General features: G+C 69.5%; 14 protein-coding genes. 4 read left to right on the top strand and 10 right to left on the bottom strand.

Annotation, left to right across the window (positions count from 1 at the left end):
- Positions 1-37: 37 nt before the first annotated feature.
- The 8 genes from M6B22_RS15415 to M6B22_RS15380 all read right to left on the bottom strand — a co-directional run bounded on the left by M6B22_RS15415 (position 38) and on the right by M6B22_RS15380 (position 9,903).
- Positions 38-955, bottom strand: coding sequence for a Ppx/GppA phosphatase family protein (locus tag M6B22_RS15415; protein ID WP_269442451.1), 918 nt, complete (start codon positions 953-955; stop codon positions 38-40).
- Complete coding sequence (locus M6B22_RS15410; RefSeq protein WP_269442450.1) at positions 952-1,461, bottom strand: DUF501 domain-containing protein; 510 nt, start codon at positions 1,459-1,461, stop codon at positions 952-954. Before M6B22_RS15410 ends, M6B22_RS15415 begins: the two co-directional genes overlap by 4 nt.
- Before the next feature lie 7 nt (positions 1,462-1,468).
- Complete coding sequence (locus M6B22_RS15405; protein ID WP_269442449.1) at positions 1,469-1,834, bottom strand: FtsB family cell division protein; 366 nt, start codon at positions 1,832-1,834, stop codon at positions 1,469-1,471.
- Between the two features lie 86 nt (positions 1,835-1,920).
- Positions 1,921-3,219 (bottom strand): phosphopyruvate hydratase, encoded by a 1,299-nt coding sequence (gene eno, locus M6B22_RS15400; RefSeq protein WP_269442448.1) that lies wholly within the window; start codon positions 3,217-3,219, stop codon positions 1,921-1,923.
- Positions 3,220-3,318: 99 nt separating this feature from the next.
- Positions 3,319-4,140 carry a MazG family protein gene (locus tag M6B22_RS15395; RefSeq protein ID WP_269442447.1) on the bottom strand — a complete coding sequence of 274 codons (822 nt, stop codon included), beginning with the start codon at positions 4,138-4,140 and terminating at the stop codon, positions 3,319-3,321.
- Between the two features lie 7 nt (positions 4,141-4,147).
- Positions 4,148-4,774, bottom strand: a complete 627-nt coding sequence (locus tag M6B22_RS15390) for a hypothetical protein (RefSeq protein WP_269442446.1) — start codon at positions 4,772-4,774, stop codon at positions 4,148-4,150.
- A 1,002-nt stretch (positions 4,775-5,776) separates the two neighbouring features.
- Positions 5,777-9,337: a transcription-repair coupling factor gene (gene mfd, locus M6B22_RS15385; RefSeq protein WP_269442445.1), complete on the bottom strand. Its 3,561-nt coding sequence runs from the start codon at positions 9,335-9,337 to the stop codon at positions 5,777-5,779.
- A 149-nt stretch (positions 9,338-9,486) separates the two neighbouring features.
- A complete protein-coding gene (locus tag M6B22_RS15380) occupies positions 9,487-9,903 on the bottom strand; it encodes a hypothetical protein (protein ID WP_269442444.1) in 417 nt (138 codons plus the stop codon).
- A gap of 244 nt (positions 9,904-10,147) precedes the next feature.
- Between M6B22_RS15380 and M6B22_RS15375 the strand changes: the two genes are divergently transcribed.
- From M6B22_RS15375 to M6B22_RS15365, 3 genes are all read left to right on the top strand, one after another.
- Positions 10,148-10,681, top strand: a complete 534-nt coding sequence (locus M6B22_RS15375; protein ID WP_269442443.1) for a hypothetical protein — start codon at positions 10,148-10,150, stop codon at positions 10,679-10,681.
- A 47-nt stretch (positions 10,682-10,728) separates the two neighbouring features.
- Entirely contained in the window at positions 10,729-12,516 is a 1,788-nt protein-coding gene (locus tag M6B22_RS15370; protein WP_269442442.1) for a DUF4012 domain-containing protein, read from the top strand.
- A 173-nt stretch (positions 12,517-12,689) separates the two neighbouring features.
- Positions 12,690-13,493 carry a class I SAM-dependent methyltransferase gene (locus M6B22_RS15365; RefSeq protein ID WP_269442441.1) on the top strand — a complete coding sequence of 268 codons (804 nt, stop codon included), beginning with the start codon at positions 12,690-12,692 and terminating at the stop codon, positions 13,491-13,493.
- A 130-nt stretch (positions 13,494-13,623) separates the two neighbouring features.
- Here M6B22_RS15365 and M6B22_RS15360 read toward each other — a convergent pair whose 3' ends face one another.
- Positions 13,624-14,538: a sulfotransferase domain-containing protein gene (locus M6B22_RS15360; RefSeq protein ID WP_269442440.1), complete on the bottom strand. Its 915-nt coding sequence runs from the start codon at positions 14,536-14,538 to the stop codon at positions 13,624-13,626.
- 17 nt (positions 14,539-14,555) lie between these two features.
- On the opposite strand from M6B22_RS15360, the gene M6B22_RS15355 reads away from it, so the two are divergent.
- A complete protein-coding gene (locus M6B22_RS15355; protein WP_269442439.1) occupies positions 14,556-15,497 on the top strand; it encodes a phosphotransferase in 942 nt (313 codons plus the stop codon).
- A gap of 8 nt (positions 15,498-15,505) precedes the next feature.
- Here the strand turns inward: M6B22_RS15355 and M6B22_RS15350 are convergent, their stop codons facing one another.
- Entirely contained in the window at positions 15,506-17,293 is a 1,788-nt protein-coding gene (locus tag M6B22_RS15350; RefSeq protein WP_269442438.1) for a polysaccharide lyase, read from the bottom strand.
- Between the last annotated feature and the right edge of the window lie 123 nt (positions 17,294-17,416).

The raw sequence follows: 17,416 nt of genomic DNA, 5'->3' as shown, positions 1-17,416 counted from the left end.
CATTGGCCAAGAGTTGTCTGAACCACTATTCCGCTCGTTACGGAAGCAGGCTCAGCGCGATCCCGTCGAGGATGTCGTGCTCGCTGGTCACGACCGCGTCCGCCCCGGTGCGCTCGAGCAGGGTGCGCAGCACGAGCGCGCCGCCGCCGATGACGTCGACCCGGCCGGGGTGCATGACCGGCAGCGCGGCGCGCTCGGCGTGCGTCATGGCCAGCAGCCGCGCGGTCACGGTACGCACGTCGTCGGTGGAGATCACCGAAGCGTGGATGGCTTCGGGGTCGTAGTGGTCCAACCCGAGTGCAAGGGCGGCGATCGTGGTGACCGTGCCCGCGAGGCCGACGAAGGTGGCGCCGGACGTCAGCGGCACGTGCTGCGCGGCGCGGTCGATGGCGGCGTTCAGGTCGCGCACGGTGGCCGCGATCTGCTCGGCCGTGGGCGGGTCGTCGTGCAGATGGCGCTCGGTCATGCGGACGCACCCGACGTCCATGCTGTGGCTGCGGAGCGGTTCGCCCGCGCCCCCCAGGACCAGCTCGGTGGAGCCGCCGCCGATGTCGGCGACGAGCAGCGGCGGGGTCACGCCGGGCAGGCCCGCGACGGCACCGCGAAAGGACAGTTCGGCCTCCTCGGCCCCGCTGATCACCTCGGGGTCCACACCGAGCTCGGCGCGCACCATCGCCACGAAGTCGGCCCGGTTCGCGGCATCGCGCGTGGCGCTGGTCGCGGTCATCCGGACCCGTTCGGCGCCGTGCTCCGCGATCGACGCGGCGTAGTCGGCCAGCGCGACACGGGTACGTTCGAGCGCGTCCGGTGCCAACCGCCCGGTGCGGTCGACCCCCTGACCGAGCCGCACGATCCGCATCTCGCGGACGATGTCCAGCAGACGGCCGTCGTCGGCATCGGCGATCAGCAGCCGGATCGAGTTCGTCCCGCAGTCGATCCCCGCGACGCGCGTCATGGCTGCTCCAGCGGGACGCACGGGCCGGCGTCCCACCAGCGCGGCAGCAGCGCGAGCGCCTCGTCGCCCAGCGGGTTCACGCCCGGGCCGGCCGCCAGCGCGTGACCCACCAGCACGTGCAGGCACTTGACCCGGTTGGGCATGCCGCCCGCGCTCACACCGGCGATCTCGGCCACGTGGCCGATCTGCTCGCGGCGTGCCAGGTACGCCTCGTGCGCGGCGCGGTACCGGTCGGCCAACCCCGCATCGGTGCCGAGCCGTTCGGTCATCTCGCGCATCAGGCCGGAGGACTCCAGCGTGCCGATCGCCGATGCCGCGCGCGGGCAGGTCAGGTAGTACAGCGTGGGGAACGGCGTTCCGTCCGCCAGCCGCGGCGAGGTCTCGATGACGTCCGGATTGGTGCACGGGCAACGGTGCGCGACCGTCCGGATCGCGCGCGGCGGGCGGCCCAGTTGGGCGGCCACTGCCGCGCGATCGGCGTTCGAGACGAGCGGTTCGGCGCTCACCCGGCGCTCACTTGCCGGCCTGCTCCACGCTCGTCCACAGCCGGGACGTCCAGGAATCGCCGCCGGCGGGGTCCTCGCCGTGCGCGAGCGTCTTCTCGATGTCGGACTTCGCGCCGCGGTCGACGACCACGTACACCGTGTCGCCGGGCGTCGCGTACTGCAGCCGCTTGCGGGCCTGTTGCTGGATGAACCCGGGATCGGACCACTGCTGGTACTGCTTCTGCAGCTCGGTGAGCTGTTGCTTGTCGCGCTGCAGCTGGTTGCTCGCGGCATCGAGGTCGCCGCGGCTGCCGAAGTAGCGGTTCAGCGGCGAGGCCAGCAGTACGATCAGCAGCACGACCAGGGTGCCGAGCACCAGCGCACGGCCGGTCACGGCACGCCGCGGCCGGCTGGCCCGGCTCGCTGCGGCTCGGCCTGCTGGGGCGCCGCTCGCTGCGGTTCGGCTGGCTGCGGTTCGGCTCATGCGCTGCCCGTGAAGGCGGCCTGGGTGTACCGCGGGAACGCGTCGGCGCCGGCGTAGCGGGCCGCGTCGTCGAGCTCCTCCTCGATGCGCAGCAGCTGGTTGTACTTCGCGACCCGCTCGCTGCGTGCCGGCGCACCGGTCTTGAGCTGCCCGCAGTTCACCGCGACGGCCAGGTCGGCGATCGTGGTGTCCTCGGTCTCGCCGGAGCGGTGGCTCATCATGCAGCGGTAGCCGTGCCGGTGTGCCAGCTGGACGGCGTCGAACGTCTCGGTGAGGGTGCCGATCTGGTTCACCTTGACCAGCAGCGCGTTGGCCGCGCCCTCGGTGATGCCGCGGCCGAGCCGCTCGGGGTTGGTGACGAACAGGTCGTCGCCCACCAGCTGCACCTTGTCGTCCAGCTTGGTGGTGAGCGCCACCCAGCCGTCCCAGTCCTGCTCGTCCAGCGGGTCCTCGACCGACACGATCGGGTAGCTGTCGACCAGGTTGACGTAGTAGTCGATGAGTTCCTCGGACGAGGTCGCCTTGCCCTCGAAGCGGTAGCTGCCGTCGCTGTGGAACTCGCTCGCGGCGACGTCCAGCGCGAGCGCGATGTCGACGCCGGGGGTGAACCCGGCCTGCCCGACCGCCTCGACGATCAGGTCCAGCGCGGCGCGGTTGGACTCCAGGTTGGGGGCGAAGCCGCCTTCGTCGCCGAGGCCGGTGGCCAACCCCTTGCTCTTGAGCACCGATTTGAGCGCGTGGTACACCTCGGCGCCGTAGCGCAGCGCCTCGGCGAACGTCGGCGCGCCGATCGGCGCGATCATGAACTCCTGGACGTCGACGTTGGAGTCGGCGTGCGCCCCGCCGTTGACGATGTTCATCATCGGCACCGGCAGCAGGTACGCGTTCGGGCCGCCCAGGTAGCGGAACAGGGGCAGCCCGGCGCTGCTCGCGGCGGCCTTCGCGACGGCGAGCGAGACGCCGAGGATCGCGTTCGCGCCCAGCTTGCTCTTGTTCGGCGTGCCGTCCAGGTCGCACAGTTTCTGGTCGACGAGCCGCTGGTCGCTGGCGTCGTAGCCGACCAGTTCGGGCCCGATGTCATCGAGCACGGCAGTGACCGCCTTGAGCACGCCCTTGCCGAGGTACCGCTCGCCCCCGTCGCGCAGCTCGACCGCCTCGAACCGGCCGGTCGACGCGCCGCTGGGCACCGCGGCGCGGCTGATCGTGTCGTCGTCGAGCGCGACCTCGACCTCGACGGTCGGGTTCCCGCGCGAGTCGAGGATCTCGCGTGCGCCTACGGCCTCGATGCTGGCCACCGGTAGTTCCCTTCGTCAGGCATGCACAGTCGGGTTCACCCTATTGCTCCGGCTGATGATTCCCGCATCCGCCACACCCGCGTGTGGTCAATGCAGGATTCAGCTCCGCTCGGCGGAGGTGATCGCGGCGCGGTACGCGCGGGCGGTGCGGCGCAGCGCGGCCTCCGGGTCGACGCCCGCGGCGACCGCGTCGCGTACCACCGCGAGCAGCCGCGCCCCGATCTCCCGCTCGACGTCCTCCGCCTGGCCGTCCTCCGCAACATCCTGCGCCGAGTGGCGACCTGACCTGCCGAGTGGCGAGGAATTCGTCGCCACTCGGGGCCTCGACTCGCCACTCGCGAGGGCATCGGCCGGGCCACCCGGATCGGTCAGGCTGCCCAGGTCGGCGAGGCTGGCCAGGTCGGCGAGGCTTCGCGGGTCGGCGAGGCTGGCCAGGTCGGCCAAATCGCCCAGGCCGGCGCGCTGCGCGCGGCTGATCAGCTTCGCCGTCAGGGCCAGCGCCGGCTGCGCGAGCGGGACGCCGTCCACCGCGGACGTCCGGCCCTTCTCGGCGACCTTGAGTTCCTCCCAGAGCTCGGTCTGCTCCTCGACGGAGGCCACCTGCATGTCGCCGAAAACGTGCGGGTGCCGACTGATCAACTTGCCGGCGAGCGCGCCCGCGACGTCCTCGATGTCGAACCGCTCGTCGTCGGGCAACTCCTCGGCCAGGCGCGCGTGGAAGAGCACTTGCAGCAGCAGGTCGCCGAGTTCCTCGCGCAGCAGCGCCAGGTCGCCGGTCTCGATCGCCTCGATGACCTCGTAGGTCTCCTCGAGCAGGTACCGGGTGAGCGACTCGTGCGTCTGCGCGGCGTCCCACGGGCAACCGCCCGGTGAGCGCAGCCGGTCCATGACCTGCACCGCGCGCTCGAGCTGCGAGGTCACGCCGGGCTCAGCTCGTCGGCGCGGTGGTGTCCGTCGCGGTGACCGGCCGGGACTTGAAGCTGACGAAGTCCGGCAGCCCGGCGCTCGGGTCGGTGGAGAGCTGCAGGTTCTTCGCGTCCCACTTGCCGTAGCGGCCGCTGACCGTGACGTCCGGCGTGGCCTTGGCCAGCACGGACTGGATGTCGAGCCCCTGCTGCGCCTCGGACTTGATCACCTCGAGCAGCACCTGCACCCGTAGCGCGTGCTTGGACAACGCGCTGGTGTAGCCGTGCTGCACGTACTGCTTGGCGATGTCGGCGTCGGCGGTCGTGCCGTACAGCTGCTCCTTGGCCGCGTTGAGCTGGGCCTCGTCAGGCAGGCCGTTCGGCGTCTTCTGCAAGATCTTGGTGTACACCCGCTCGTCGAGCAGCGTCTCCAGGACGAACACGCGCGGCGCGATCGAGATGGTGCCGCCGTTCGCGTCCTGCGCGGGGAACGGCTGCGCCTTGCGGGTCATGTAGCCGGCGACGTCGGAGTCGGTGATCCGGTGTCCGTCGATGATCGCGGCGACACCGCCCTTGCTCTGGCAGGCGGTGAGCCCGGCGACGGCGAGCACGGCTGCGGCAGCTGTGGCGGACAGCTTGCGGAATCTCACGACGCGGTCTCCTGCGGTGGGACGGGTGCGGGTGGGACGGGTGCGACGTCCCAGAATCTCATGCCGACCGAGCCCCTGCCGCGCCGCCTTCCCCCACCCGGTTCCCATGCTGCCGCCGCTTCCCCCACCGACCTACCAAATCTCGGCCCGCAATCTCGTCACCTGGTGGGGGAAGCGCGCGAGAACTGGGCACCCGGTGGGGGAAGCGCGCCGAGAAACGGGCACAAGGTGCGGGAAGCACGCCGAGAAACGGTCACCCGGTGGGCCGAGCGCGCACACGCGGACGCGGCGGCCGGGCGAGCGAGCCCCTGCCGCGCCGCCTTCCCCCACCGGGTTCCCATGCCGCGGCCGCTTCCCCCACCGACCCACCAAATCTCGACCCGCAATCTCGTCACCCGGTGGGGCAAGCGCGCGAGAAACGGGCACCCGGTGTGGGAAGCACGCGAGAAACGGGCACCCGGTGTGGGAAGCACGCGAGAAACGGTCACCCGGTGGGGGAAGCGCAGTCACGCGGACGCGGCGACCCGGGCGAGCGAGCCCCTGCCGCGCCGCCTTCCCCCACCCGGTTCCCATGCCGCCGACGCTTCCCCCACCGACCCACCAAATCTCGGCCCGCAATCTCGTCACCCGGTGGGGGAAGCGCGCGAGAAACGGTCACCCGGTGGGGGAAGCGCGCGAGAAACGGGCACCCGGTGTGGGAAGCACGCGAGAAACGGTCACCCGGTGGGGGAAGCGCAGTCAGGCGGACGCGGCGGCCGGGCGAGCAAGCCCCTGCCGCGCCGCCTTCCCCCACCGGGTTCCCATGCCGCCGCCGCTTCCCCCACCGACCCACCAAATCTCGGCCCGCAATCTCGTCATCCAGTGGGGCAAGCGCGCGAGAAACGGTCACCCGGTGGGGCAAGCAGGCGAGAACTGGTCACCCGGTGGGGGAAGCGCGCCGAGAAACGGGCACAAGGTGCGGGAAGCGCGCCGAGAAACGGTCACCCGGTGGGGGAAGCGCAGTCAGGCGGACGCGGCGACCGGCCGGCCGGTGACGGACGCGAGCACCTGCGCGCACCAGGTCAGCAGCGCGATATCACGCAACGCCTCGCCGCCGAACTTGGTCTCGGCGAAGGCGCCGTCCGGCTTCACGACGCCCTTCGGCCGCGGGACGGTGACCGTCGAGACGGCCTGCTTGTAATGCGCCTTGTCGTAGAGCCGGTCGAGGCGGATCTGCGCGGACTCGGGCAACTCGAGCGGGGTGAAGCGCACCGACGTCCCCTGCAGGGAGACCTCGGTGACGCCGTAGCCGCGGCACACGTTCTTGAACCGGGCGACCGCGAGCAGGTTCTCGACCGGCGGCGGCACCGGCCCGTAGCGGTCGATCAGCTCGGCGCGCACCGCGTCGACCGCCGCATCGGTGGTGGCCGAGGCCAGGGCGCGGTAGGCCTCTAGCCGCAGCCGCTCCCCCGGCAGGTAGTCGACGGGCAGGTTGGCATCGACGGGCAGGTCCACCTTGACGTCGGTGAACTCCTCCTGCGCCTCGCCGCGGAAATCGGCCACCGCCTCGCCGACCAGCCGCACGTACAGGTCGAAGCCGACGCCGGCGATGTGCCCGGACTGCTCGCCGCCGAGCAGGTTCCCGGAGCCGCGGATCTCCAGGTCCTTCATCGCCACCGCCATGCCGGCGCCCATCTCGGTGTGCTGGGCGATGGTGGCGAGCCGGTCGTAGGCGGTCTCGGTGAGCGGACGCTCGGGCGGGTAGGTGAAGTAGGCGTAGCCGCGCTCGCGCCCCCGTCCGACCCGCCCGCGCAGCTGGTGCAGCTGGGCCAGCCCGAACGTGTCGGCGCGATCGACGATGAGCGTGTTCGCGTTGGGGATGTCCAGCCCGGACTCGACGATCGTGGTGGCGACCAGCACGTCGTAGCTCTTCTCCCAAAACCCCACCATGATCTGTTCCAGCGCCGATTCGCCCATCTGCCCGTGCGCCACGGCGATCCGCGCCTCGGGCACCAGTTCGGCCAGCTTGGACGCTGCGCGGTTGATCGACTCGACCCGGTTGTGGATGTAGAACACCTGGCCGTCGCGCATCAGCTCGCGGCGCACGGCGGCGGAGATCTGCCGCGGGTCGTATGCGCCGACGAACGTCAGGATCGGGTGCCGCTCCTCCGGCGGGGTCAGGATCGTGGTCATCTCGCGGATGCCGGTCAGCGACATCTCCAGCGTGCGCGGGATCGGTGTGGCGGACATGGTGAGCACGTCCACCGCGGTGCGCAGCGACTTCAGGTACTCCTTGTGCTCGACGCCGAAGCGCTGCTCCTCGTCGATGATCACCAGCCCGAGGTCCTTGAACCGGACGGTCTGCTGCAGCAGGCGGTGCGTGCCGATCACGATGTCGACGGAGCCGTCGACTATGCCGGCCATGGTGGCGTCGGTGTCGGACGGCGAGGTGAACCGGGACAGCTCGCGGACCTTGACCGGGAACTGCGCCATCCGCTCGGAGAAGGTCTGCAGGTGCTGGTGCGCGAGCAGCGTGGTCGGGACGAGGACGGCGACCTGCTTGCCGTCCTGCACCGCCTTGAACGCGGCGCGCACCGCCACCTCGGTCTTGCCGTAGCCGACGTCGCCGCAGATGATGCGGTCCATCGGCAGTTCCTTCTCCATGTCGGCCTTGACCTCGTCGATAGCACCGAGCTGGTCGGGCGTCTCGACGTAGGCGAACGCATCCTCGAGCTCGCGCTGCCAGGGCGTGTCCGGGGCGAACGCGTGGCCCTTGGTCGCCATTCGCGCGCTGTACAGGCGGATCAGCTCGGCCGCGATCTCCTTGACCGCCTTGCGCGCGCGCCCCTTGGTCTTGGCCCAGTCCGAGCCGCCGAGCCGGTGCAGCGAGGGTGCTTCGCCGCCGACGTACTTGGTGACCTGGTCCAGCGAGTCGGTGGGCACGAACAGCCGGTCCGCGGGCTGGCCCTTGCGCGCCGGCGCGTACTCGATGATCAGGTACTCGCGCTCGCCGCCGTTGATGGTGCGGCGGACCATCTCGACGTACCTGCCGACGCCGTGCTGCTCGTGCACCACGTAGTCGCCGGACTTGAGCGAGATGGGGTCGATCGCGTTGCGCCGTCGCGACGGCATCCGGCTGCTGTCCTTGGTGAGCGAGCCGCGCTGGCCGGTGAGATCGGCCTCGGTGAGGATCGCCAGGCGCAGCTGCGGTGAGACGAGTCCGGCGTCGAAGCGGCCGGTCGTCACCTCGACCACCCCGGACGTTCCGGTGACGGTGTCGGTCAGCCGCGCCGGGACCTCCGCCGCTGACAGCCGCTCGACGGCGCGCTGGGCCGAGCCGTGCCCGTCGAACACGAGCGTGACCTGCCAGCCCTCGCGCGTCCAGGTGCGCAGCTGGGTCATCGCGGCCTCGGTGTCGCCGCGGAACGTCGGCGCCTGCTCGAAGCCGCTGGCGACGACGTCCGCCCCGATGCTCGCGTCGGCGGTGAGCGCGGTGACCGCCCACCACGGCAGGCCGATCCGGGCTGCTTCGGCGACGACGTCCTCGAGCTCGCGCAACGAAGCGGCGCCGAGTTCGATCGGCGTCTTGCCGCCTTCTGCAGCCACCGCCCAGGACGCGCCGAGGAACTCCTGGGACGTGCGGACGAGATCGGCCGCCCGGGCGCGCACCCGTTCGGGGTCGCAGACGAGCACGTGCGAACCGGCCGGCAGCTCGTGCAGCACCAGCTCCAGCCGTCCGCCCTCGACGAGCACCGGCGCCAGCGCCTCCATGCCCTCGACAGCCTCGCCGCGGCTGATCGGGTCGAGCAGTTCGCCCAGCTGCGGGTGCTCGGCGAGCAGGTCGGCGGCCCGCTGCTGCACCTGCTCGGTCAGCAGCAGTTCGCGGCACGGCGGCGCCCACAGCCCGTGCGGCGCGACTTCCAGCGAGCGCTGGTCGACGACCCTGAAGTAGCGGATCTCCTCGACGTCGTCGCCCCAGAACTCCACTCGCAGCGGGTGCTCCTCGGTGGGCGGGAAGACGTCGAGGATGCCGCCGCGGACGGCGAAGTCGCCGCGCTTCTCGACCAGCTCGGCGCGGGTGTAGCCCGCGCCGACGAGGTCGGTGACCAGCGCGGTGAGCTCGCGGCTGTCGCCGGGACGCAGCTCGACCGGGGTCAGCTCGCCGAGACCGGGCACCTGCGGTTGCAGTACGGAACGAACCGGGGCCACCACCACAGCAAGCGGTCCGGCGGCCGGGTCGTGCAGGGACGGGTGGCGCAGCCGCCGCAGCACGGCCAGCCGCTGGCCGACGGTGTCCGCGCGCGGCGAGAGGCGCTCGTGCGGCAGCGTCTCCCAGCCCGGGTAGAGCGCGACCTGATCCGGCGGCAGCAGGCAGCGCAGGGTGGCGAGCAGCTCCTCGGCCTCGCGCTCGGTGCTGGTGACCGCGAGCACCGGCCGTCCCGCGCGGGAAGCGAGCGTGGCGATGACGAGCGGCTGAACTGCGGGCGGGCCGCTGATCGTGAGCGACGGGGCGCCGGCATCGTCGGCGGCGACGGTGAGCGCCGGGTCGGCGGCAGCAGTGGTGAGCAGGCCGGACAGAGCCACGATTTCCCTTTCAGCACAGCAGTAATCGCCCCTGTCCGCGAAAGACAGGGGCTGCTTTGCCAGCCTACGCGTGCCTTCTGACAGCCAACCGTGGCCAAGCGGGCCGACTGTGGTTAGACTGTCGCCCATCACGGCCAACTCACACGGATCTAACGGTGGGACGGACGTGGAATCGGGGGAAAGTACGTGGCTGGATCTGCCGTCCTGGCGTCGACGCATGCCCGCGTCGCGCTGCTCATCGCGGCTGCGCTGACGTTCGCGCTCGTCGCGACCGGTGCAGCGCGTGCCGGAACGCCGGCGCCGTATCCGCCGACCGCGCCGACGGGCGTGGTGACCACCCCTACGCCGTCACCGAGCCCGTCGCGGTCCACCGGTTCACCCGGCACAGGGAACACCGGATCATCCGGAAGCACGCCGACCGGCGCGACCCGATCCGCGGGCAGCGGCTCGTGGCTGACGGGTGTGCCGGCGCTGCCAGGCAGCACGGCCACGCGAAGCAGGAGCACCCGCCCGAGCGCGCAGAGCGCTGCGCCGACTCCACCGCCGAGTTCGGTCCCCGTCGGCACACCCCCGGAGGCGGAGCCGAGCCGGCCGTCGCAAGGTTTGGACGCCCTCGTCCTGACCCTCGGTTGGGTTCTCGTGCTCGTTATCGGCGGGTTCGCCCTGGTTCTGCTGGGCACGTACCGGCGCCGGGACTGAGCCGTGATCCACAGCCGGAAGGTCTTACGTGCGATCGGTGTAAAAGTGCGCTAGCCTCACGTTGACTGTCTTATCGGGGGATAGCACATCGGGGGAATCAGTGTTATGAGCATGTCCATCCTGCGCGCGCGCCGTACGGCGCTCCTGTTCGCCGCGCTGATCACCGCGCTGGCTCTCGTCACCTTGACCTCGTGGCACAGCCGCGCCGCGGCCGATCCGTACCCGCCGTCGTCGAGCTGCACCATCTCCTCGAGCGACACCACCGTCAGCGGTGGCGACAGCCTCACCATCCTCGGCAGCGGCTTCCCGGCCAACACCACGGTGAACCTGTCGGTGCACTCGTCGACCCCGGTCAGCCTGGGCTCGGTGCAGACCGACGGCACCGGCGCGTTCCGCGATCAGGTCACGATCCCGACGTCGATCACCGGGACGGGCCACCTGATCGTCGCCGACGCGGGCAGCACCACCTGCCAGTTCGACCCGTTCGGCGGAGCCGGTGTTGCCGGTGTCTCGACCCACCGCAGCTCGGGCGGCGGCCTGGCCAGCACCGGCTTCCACACGCTCACCGCCTCGCTGATCGCCGGCGTGCTGCTCGTGGGTGGCGGAATGCTGCTGCTGCTGGGTCGTCGGCGTCGCCAGTCCTGATCGCCTAGGCTTCCGGGCGTGCGCGCCGACGGAAGCCCAGATCCGACGTGAGACTCGCGCTCAACCGCGGACGTGCCGAGGCGCGTCCGCGGGGTCGGTTAATCCTGCTGCTGCTCGGCTGGTCCGCCCTGGCCGTCGCCCTCGTGGGCGTGATCTGGGTGATGGTCACCGCACTGCTGGCCCGCAGCCAACTCAACACGGTGCGCAGCGAGTTGCCGAAGCTGCGAGCCGCGCTCACCGCAGGCGATATGGGCGCGGCGCGCAGCCTGGCAGCGAACATCACCACCCATGCCGCGCGAGCGCACGAGCTGTCGACCGGGCCCGCGTGGTGGGTGAGCGCGAACCTGCCGGTCCTCGGGACGCCGCTACACACCGCGCGCGTCATTGCTGAGCAGGCCGACGGTGTCGGCACGAACGTCCTGCCCGGGGTGATCAAGCTGGCGCAGGACGTCGCGGACATGCCGCACCTGCGCAACTCGACGATCGATCTTGGCCGGCTAGCAGCCGCAGCACCCGGTCTGCACAGCGCCGCAGCCGCGGCACATGAAGCCGCGCAGACCGTATCCGCGACTGCAGGGTCCTGGCTCGGCGCTGTTTCCTCCGCCCGGAACTCGGTGTCCGACGCGCTGACGAGACTGGACGCCGAGCTTTCCGGCGCCGACCGGACGGTCCAAGTACTGCTGCCGATGCTCGGCCAGTCCGGGCAGCAGCGCTACTTCATCGGCTTCATGAACGAGGCGGAGTCCCGCGGCCTGGGCGGCATCCCCGGCGCGTTCGCGATCGTCACTGCCGACCACGGCAAGATCACCTTCACGCACTTCGGCTCCGACGACGAGTTGCACGGGGTTCGCGCCAAGGTCGACCTCGGCTCGGAGTTCGACGCGCGATACAAGCAGGACGACCCGACCGGCGTCATCCAGAACTCGAACCTGAGCCCCGACTTCAGCTACGCAGCACGAATCTGGGCCGGCATGTGGCAGGCCAAGACCGGCCAGCAGATCAACGGCGCGCTTGCGGTGGATCCGACCGCCCTCAGCTACCTGCTGAAGGTGACCGGCCCCGCCACGCTCCCGGACGGGACGAGGCTCGACGCAGCCGACGTCGTCGCCCTCACCCAGCAGAAGCAGTACAAGATGTTCAGCTCGGAAAGCGCAGCGGACAAAGAGGCCCGCAAGGCATACCTGGCCACGCTGGCAAAGGCTGCCGCTGACAAGATCGCCCACGGAGGGAACGGCACGGCGATGGTGCGCGCGCTCTCGCACGCCGCACGAGAGCGGCGGCTCGTGGTGTGGAGCGCCGACCCAACGGTAGAGAAGCTCATCGTCGAGGGTGGCTGGGCCGGGGTACTGGACGCCGGCGGTGGGCCGTTCAGCGGCTTCGTGGTCAACAACGCTGCGGGCAGCAAGCTGGACTACTACCTCGACCGCACGATGACCTACACCCGCAGCGGCTGCGGAGCGAACAGCACATCGGTCGCGACCTTCACCGTCACCAACAGCGCACCGAGCACCGGACTACCCCGGTACGTGACCATCCGCGCTGATACACCACCCAAGGGCGCCGAGCCGGGCGACAACCGGCTACTGGTCACGTATTACGGATCAGCTGGCGCCACCGTACGGTCGGTTGCGATCGACGGCAAAGCGGTCACGCTGGCATCGATCCAGGAGAACGGTCTCGTTACGGTCACCGCGGATCTCGAACTACCGGCGGGAGCAACGCGCACCGTCACCGTCGTGACCGACGATCCGGCCTCGACGGCACCTGTCACCATCTTGCGTCAGCCGCTAGTCAACCCAGTGACAGTTTCCACGCACGAGCAGGCCTGCACCTGAGTACGACAGCGAGGCTTATGGTGCGGCTGTAGTCACTGACGGGCCTTCCCCAGCCCGACGAGCGCGTGGGTCGTCCCGACGCGTCGGACGTAGCTCACTAGGGCGACTGGGCGGATTCAAGAGGCACGGAAGCCTGTATGGCTGCGCGGAGGGCCGGCCACTAGTATGCGCGTATGTCCCGATCAGAAGCTCACCATGAGGACGGCGATGGCAGCAGCCACCGGGCCACTGTTCCCCGGCTGAGCCAGGACGACTCGCACTGGAGCTTCTACGCCAGCGAGCATGAACTCAGTAAGTCCAAGCGCAAGCTCGATAACTTCCTACTGCCGCTGCTTGAGCGCCTTGACGCACGTCGCGTCCTCGAAGTCGGTTGCGGTAGCGCCGCCTTCCCGATCTGGTTGCGTGACCTCGGGTATGAGGCGTTTGGTGTCGATCCCTCACTGCAGCCTGTGATCACGGATCAGTACGCCTACCTGGCCTCCACCGACGGCCAGCACCTTCCGCATGAGGACCGGTTCTTCGACCTGGTCTATTCCCTCGAGGTGATCGAGCATGTCGGGGCCCGGTTCCGGGCACGTGAGTTGGCTGAGGATGTGAGTGAGCAGCGCGCCGCATTCGTTGCGGAGTTGTGTCGGGTGAGCGCGCGGTATGTCTTCATCGCCACCCCGAACCGACTCTTCCCCGCTGACGAGCATGCGGAGGACCGACGCGGCCGGCACGGCTTCCGGTTGCACTCGCCCTTCGAAGGCTTCACGCTATCCGCGTCCGATCTTCAACAGCTTTTCGCGCCGAACGGGTTCACGCTGCGGTCGTTCGGCAACGCTGAGGGGTATTACGCATTGGAGCGAGTTCGCCGGGTCTTGGGTCGGCCTGGTCAAGCTGCGAGCAGAATGCTGCTGAAGCTGCCGAGCGTGCCCTGGCTAGCGAAAAGTCCGCTCAATCCGCACCTGTTCCTCCTGTTTGAGCGAGCGCAATAGCCGCTTGTCGCCGCCGCATGCCATCGCGAGGCGCACCACCCCGAGTTGTTGGACAGCTGAGCGTGCCGATCGCGTGTTCGGCGGACCGAGGCTCGGCAAGGTCGGCGTCTTAGGCCTCGTTCTTAGCCCACTAGGGCCACGGAAAGGTCCGACCGGTGAGCTGGCACAACTGGTCGTTGTACGGCCCGAACCGATTCCGCAGCTCCGCTTCCACGACAGGGTCGATGGCATCGCCCGCCGCAGCGTTGCGCACTTCTCCGGAAGCGAGCTCTTCTCGGTCTAGGCCGAGAAACACCTGCGCTTCCCGGAGGGCGGCTTGCGGGTCGGCGTAATACTCCTCGCTGGACAGGATGAGGAACTGCTCCCTGGGAAAGTGCTTGTACCAGCGCGCCAATCCCGTTACGTACTCACTCTGCCGGGCATAGGACTGCTGCTCGTGGGCATAGCTGTAGGCGGCCGGATCGCGCCGGAGTTCATCCTCGATCGCGCCGATCCGGATATCCTCCGCCTCGAGCGCCGCGCTGAAGTCCAGTTCCTCTGCGCCCTCGCGTCGCCGTTCCTTCCAATGGCTGTACGTGCGTTGTACCGGATCGCGCAGCACCGCAATGATCTTTGCCCCGGGCAACATGGCCGCGGCCCGTTCGGCGGCAGCGGGATGAAACAGGTAGTACGGCGACGCCTCACCTGTGATCACGGGCAAACCGAGCCGGCGAGCCTGACGTCCGCGTACGAACCCGGAGGGCAGATGGCTTCGGTACCAGCGTTCGCCGCGATGGTAGTTCTGGTCGAAGTAGTGCACTCCTTTAGTGGCGGCCGCCTTCGGTAGATGGTCCGGACGCGGGAAGAGCGGCGCGATCTGCGAGTGGCGGAGTAGGTCGTAGTAGAACGACGTGCTCCCGCCGCGCTTCGCCCCGATGATCAGAAAATCCGGATCGGGCCGCCACCGTGCCGTGGCGCAGCCATAGGCGTGGATGACTTCGCGTCCGAGGGACACGACGGGGCTCGTCGAGCGCCCGGCTCGCGGTTTCGCGTCGCGTGCGGTCACCGGCAATACTGTATGGCATGGCCGAGTCCTCCAGCGCGCCGTCTGCGCGGGCCGGTGGTGCTCCGTTCGGCGAGATTTACGTACGGTTTCCGCCGCGCTGGCACAACGTCCTCGTGCCGATCGGACCGGCAGCAGCAACGACAACAGCCATGAGCCTTTACACCGCGTCGAAGCCGATTCCACTCGCCGCGCAGTATGGCCTCTGGCTTGCGGCCAAGGCCATCGGTGGGCGCGCGCTACCCGGACCGCGCGAGACCTGGTCCTTACCATTCCCGCGGAGCGTGACCGCAAGTATGTGGGCGGCGTGGGCGCGGGCTGTTGGCCGAGAGCCGGACGGGATCGCGATCTATGAGCGACTACAGTCCGGACGACAGAATCTCACGCTCATGGTGTGCGCGGGCGCACGCTCAATGTTGGTGCGGATCCGTCGCGACCCCGCGTCGCTGGAACTCGAACGCGCGATCAGCACGATCGCCCACGAGCGCGGGACACGCTGCTTCCGGGTGCCCCGCCTGATCGAGTCGGGTCAGATCGATGAATGGCACTGGGTGGGCTACGAGGCGATGAGCTCGCGGCCGCATGCCCCGCGCTTTCGATTGGACGGCGACGGATACCAGGAGATCTCCGCGCTGGTAGAGGTAGCGATCCGCCGAGCCGCCGAAGTGCCGGATCATTGGCGCGGCGCTCATCGCGATCTCACGCCGTGGAACCTGCGACGAGGTCGTGGCACCACATGGCTCATCGACTGGGAGGACGCCGATTTGGCACCCCCGCATGCCGACGCCGTCTACCTACGTGCGATTGCAAGCGCGCTGAGGCCGGGTCCGCCGCGCCGGATGCGATTGCGGCCCGAGGAACGAGAAGCCAGCACATACTGGGCGGCGATCATCGCCGACCGGGAGACATCACCAGTTGAACAGCGTCTGCGGCAACGGCTGCTAGCACTTCTCGGCGGCTGACCTACCGTTCACGACGAATTGATCACCAGATTGTCGAAGTCGACCGTGCCCTCGGTGGGACTGGCCCATGTCGAGTCACCGCCGCCGCGGAAAACCTCCCAGTAGAGATAGTTGATGTGCAGGCCCGCGCTGCTGCGATACAGCACGTCGCTGGCGTTGCGGACGAGGACGCCGTCCAGCCACATCTTGGATACACCGTCGGCGTTCGGCGTCCCGCTCGCGCTGATGCTGTTCAGCTTGTAGTACTGCTTCACGGTGTGCCAGGTCCCGGCTGTGAGAGCCTTGCCGGTGCGCAGATTGTCACCGCACGCTGCCGCCTTCTTGTAGTCGTACATGTAGCCGATCCACTCGTTGGCAGCTGTGACGGATGGGTACGACGACGGCGTGATCCACATGCCCCTGCCCGACCAGGCAGAGGAGCTTCCAGCGTTACACCCGCCGGCGACCGACGGCGAGACGTTGGGCATAGCACCACCGAGCCCCGGCAGCTTGCCGCCCCTGCTCCAGTCGAAGCCTGAATCGAAACGAATGTCGTACTGGATGCTCGCCGCGTCGACCGACTTCGCAAGCTTGGCGTCGATGATCACGCCACTCGCCTCACTGATCGCCTTCGCCGGCATGGTCACGCGCATGACGTTGCCCCGGCCGCTCGCCGCCACGATTGCGGTTCGCGCAACGTTCGAGCCGCCGAGACTCAGCGTCGGATCGCCCAGTGCAAGCCGCTCGGTAGCAACGGAGACCGGGTCGGAGATCGGCAAACCGTCGTAGTCCTGAGCGAACAGCACCTCACCGGCCGGCGTCGGATCGTGGGGCGGGCTGAGCGCTGTACTCGGCGGTACCGATGCCGCCGAAGTCGACGACGCGGCCGGCGATGTCTGGGGTGAACTCGCCGTCGGGGACGGCGAGGTGGCGGACGGAGACGACGACTCCGGTCCCGAGGTGGGTGCGCGAGAGGAAGTCACTACCGGCGGGGGCGTGGACGTCGTCGCCGGCGGCGACAACGAAGGGACCGCGCTCTTCGAGTTGGTTATCGGAGCCGGCGCGTGGACAGCACCCGGCTTAGCCTCTATTGACCACACGCGCAGCTGCGTTTGCTGGATCGCGACCGTGTGCCCGGACTGGGACAAGAACGCCCACTCCGCGACGTGGCCCGATGAAGGTACGCGGCCGCTCGAGTCGTCCTTGCGCAGCTGCCAGTCCGGCACACTGGTGCCGGCTCGCCAGGCCTTCACCGCGAGTTTCGCCGGCGTCGAGCCGGTCACCATACCTTCCAGGTTCAAAACCTGTCCGGGCCGGATTCGAAGCGGCAGCGTACGGGTCGCGAGATCTGTTTCGGCACGGTGTGCGCCGAGCCGCGACAGTCCGATCGAGATCTGGCCGCTTGCGCCGATCTTGAGCTTGGCACGGTAGGCGCGCCCGTCTGCCTGCGCGCGCATTTCCAAACCGAAGTACAGGCCCGGGTAGGCCGAAGGAAGCGTCGGCACCACGAACGAAGCCCCGAGCATCACGTCAGCCGCCGAGACCGAGGGCAACTCCGCAGCGAAGGACTGCCCTGGCGCGAAGCCGGCTATCGAGGCGTGCGCGGGCACCACCCGGACCGAGACGTTGCCGGGCCGTACGACGCGGTAAGCACCGCCCATATCGGCGCGGCCAAGACCCGAAGGGATTGTCCGGTGGAAGGTATCCGACGCGATCAGCCTCGCCTGGCGGGGCGCCGCACTCTCGCCAGCTGCTGAGCCGCCGAGTGCTGCGACGCCACCGACCGTGAGGATCGAGACGCACATCGCGAACAGCACACGGGATGGTCTGCGCGGCGTGGAGGCCCGGCGGACCGACCGATGCCCCGTCGACGACGCAGCCGATCGCGGTGCAGCGCGGTGCCGGCCACCGGCGCGACGGTGCGTCGGGGTGCTTGCACG

The organism is Jatrophihabitans cynanchi, assembly GCF_027247405.1.
Taxonomy (GTDB): Bacteria; Actinomycetota; Actinomycetes; order Mycobacteriales; family Jatrophihabitantaceae; genus Jatrophihabitans_B; species Jatrophihabitans_B cynanchi.
Note: the sequence above shows the minus strand (reverse complement) of the source record. Positions and strands in the feature narration are given on the sequence as shown.

What these genes read in the sequence shown, in the direction of transcription:
- M6B22_RS15415 (WP_269442451.1), bottom strand. Translation starts at nt 955, where the DNA reads ATGACGCGCGTCGCGGGGATCGACTGCGGGACGAACTCGATCCGGCTG.
- M6B22_RS15375 (WP_269442443.1), top strand. Translation starts at nt 10,148, where the DNA reads ATGTCCATCCTGCGCGCGCGCCGTACGGCGCTCCTGTTCGCCGCGCTG.
- M6B22_RS15365 (WP_269442441.1), top strand. Translation starts at nt 12,690, where the DNA reads ATGTCCCGATCAGAAGCTCACCATGAGGACGGCGATGGCAGCAGCCAC.
- M6B22_RS15355 (WP_269442439.1), top strand. Translation starts at nt 14,556, where the DNA reads ATGGCCGAGTCCTCCAGCGCGCCGTCTGCGCGGGCCGGTGGTGCTCCG.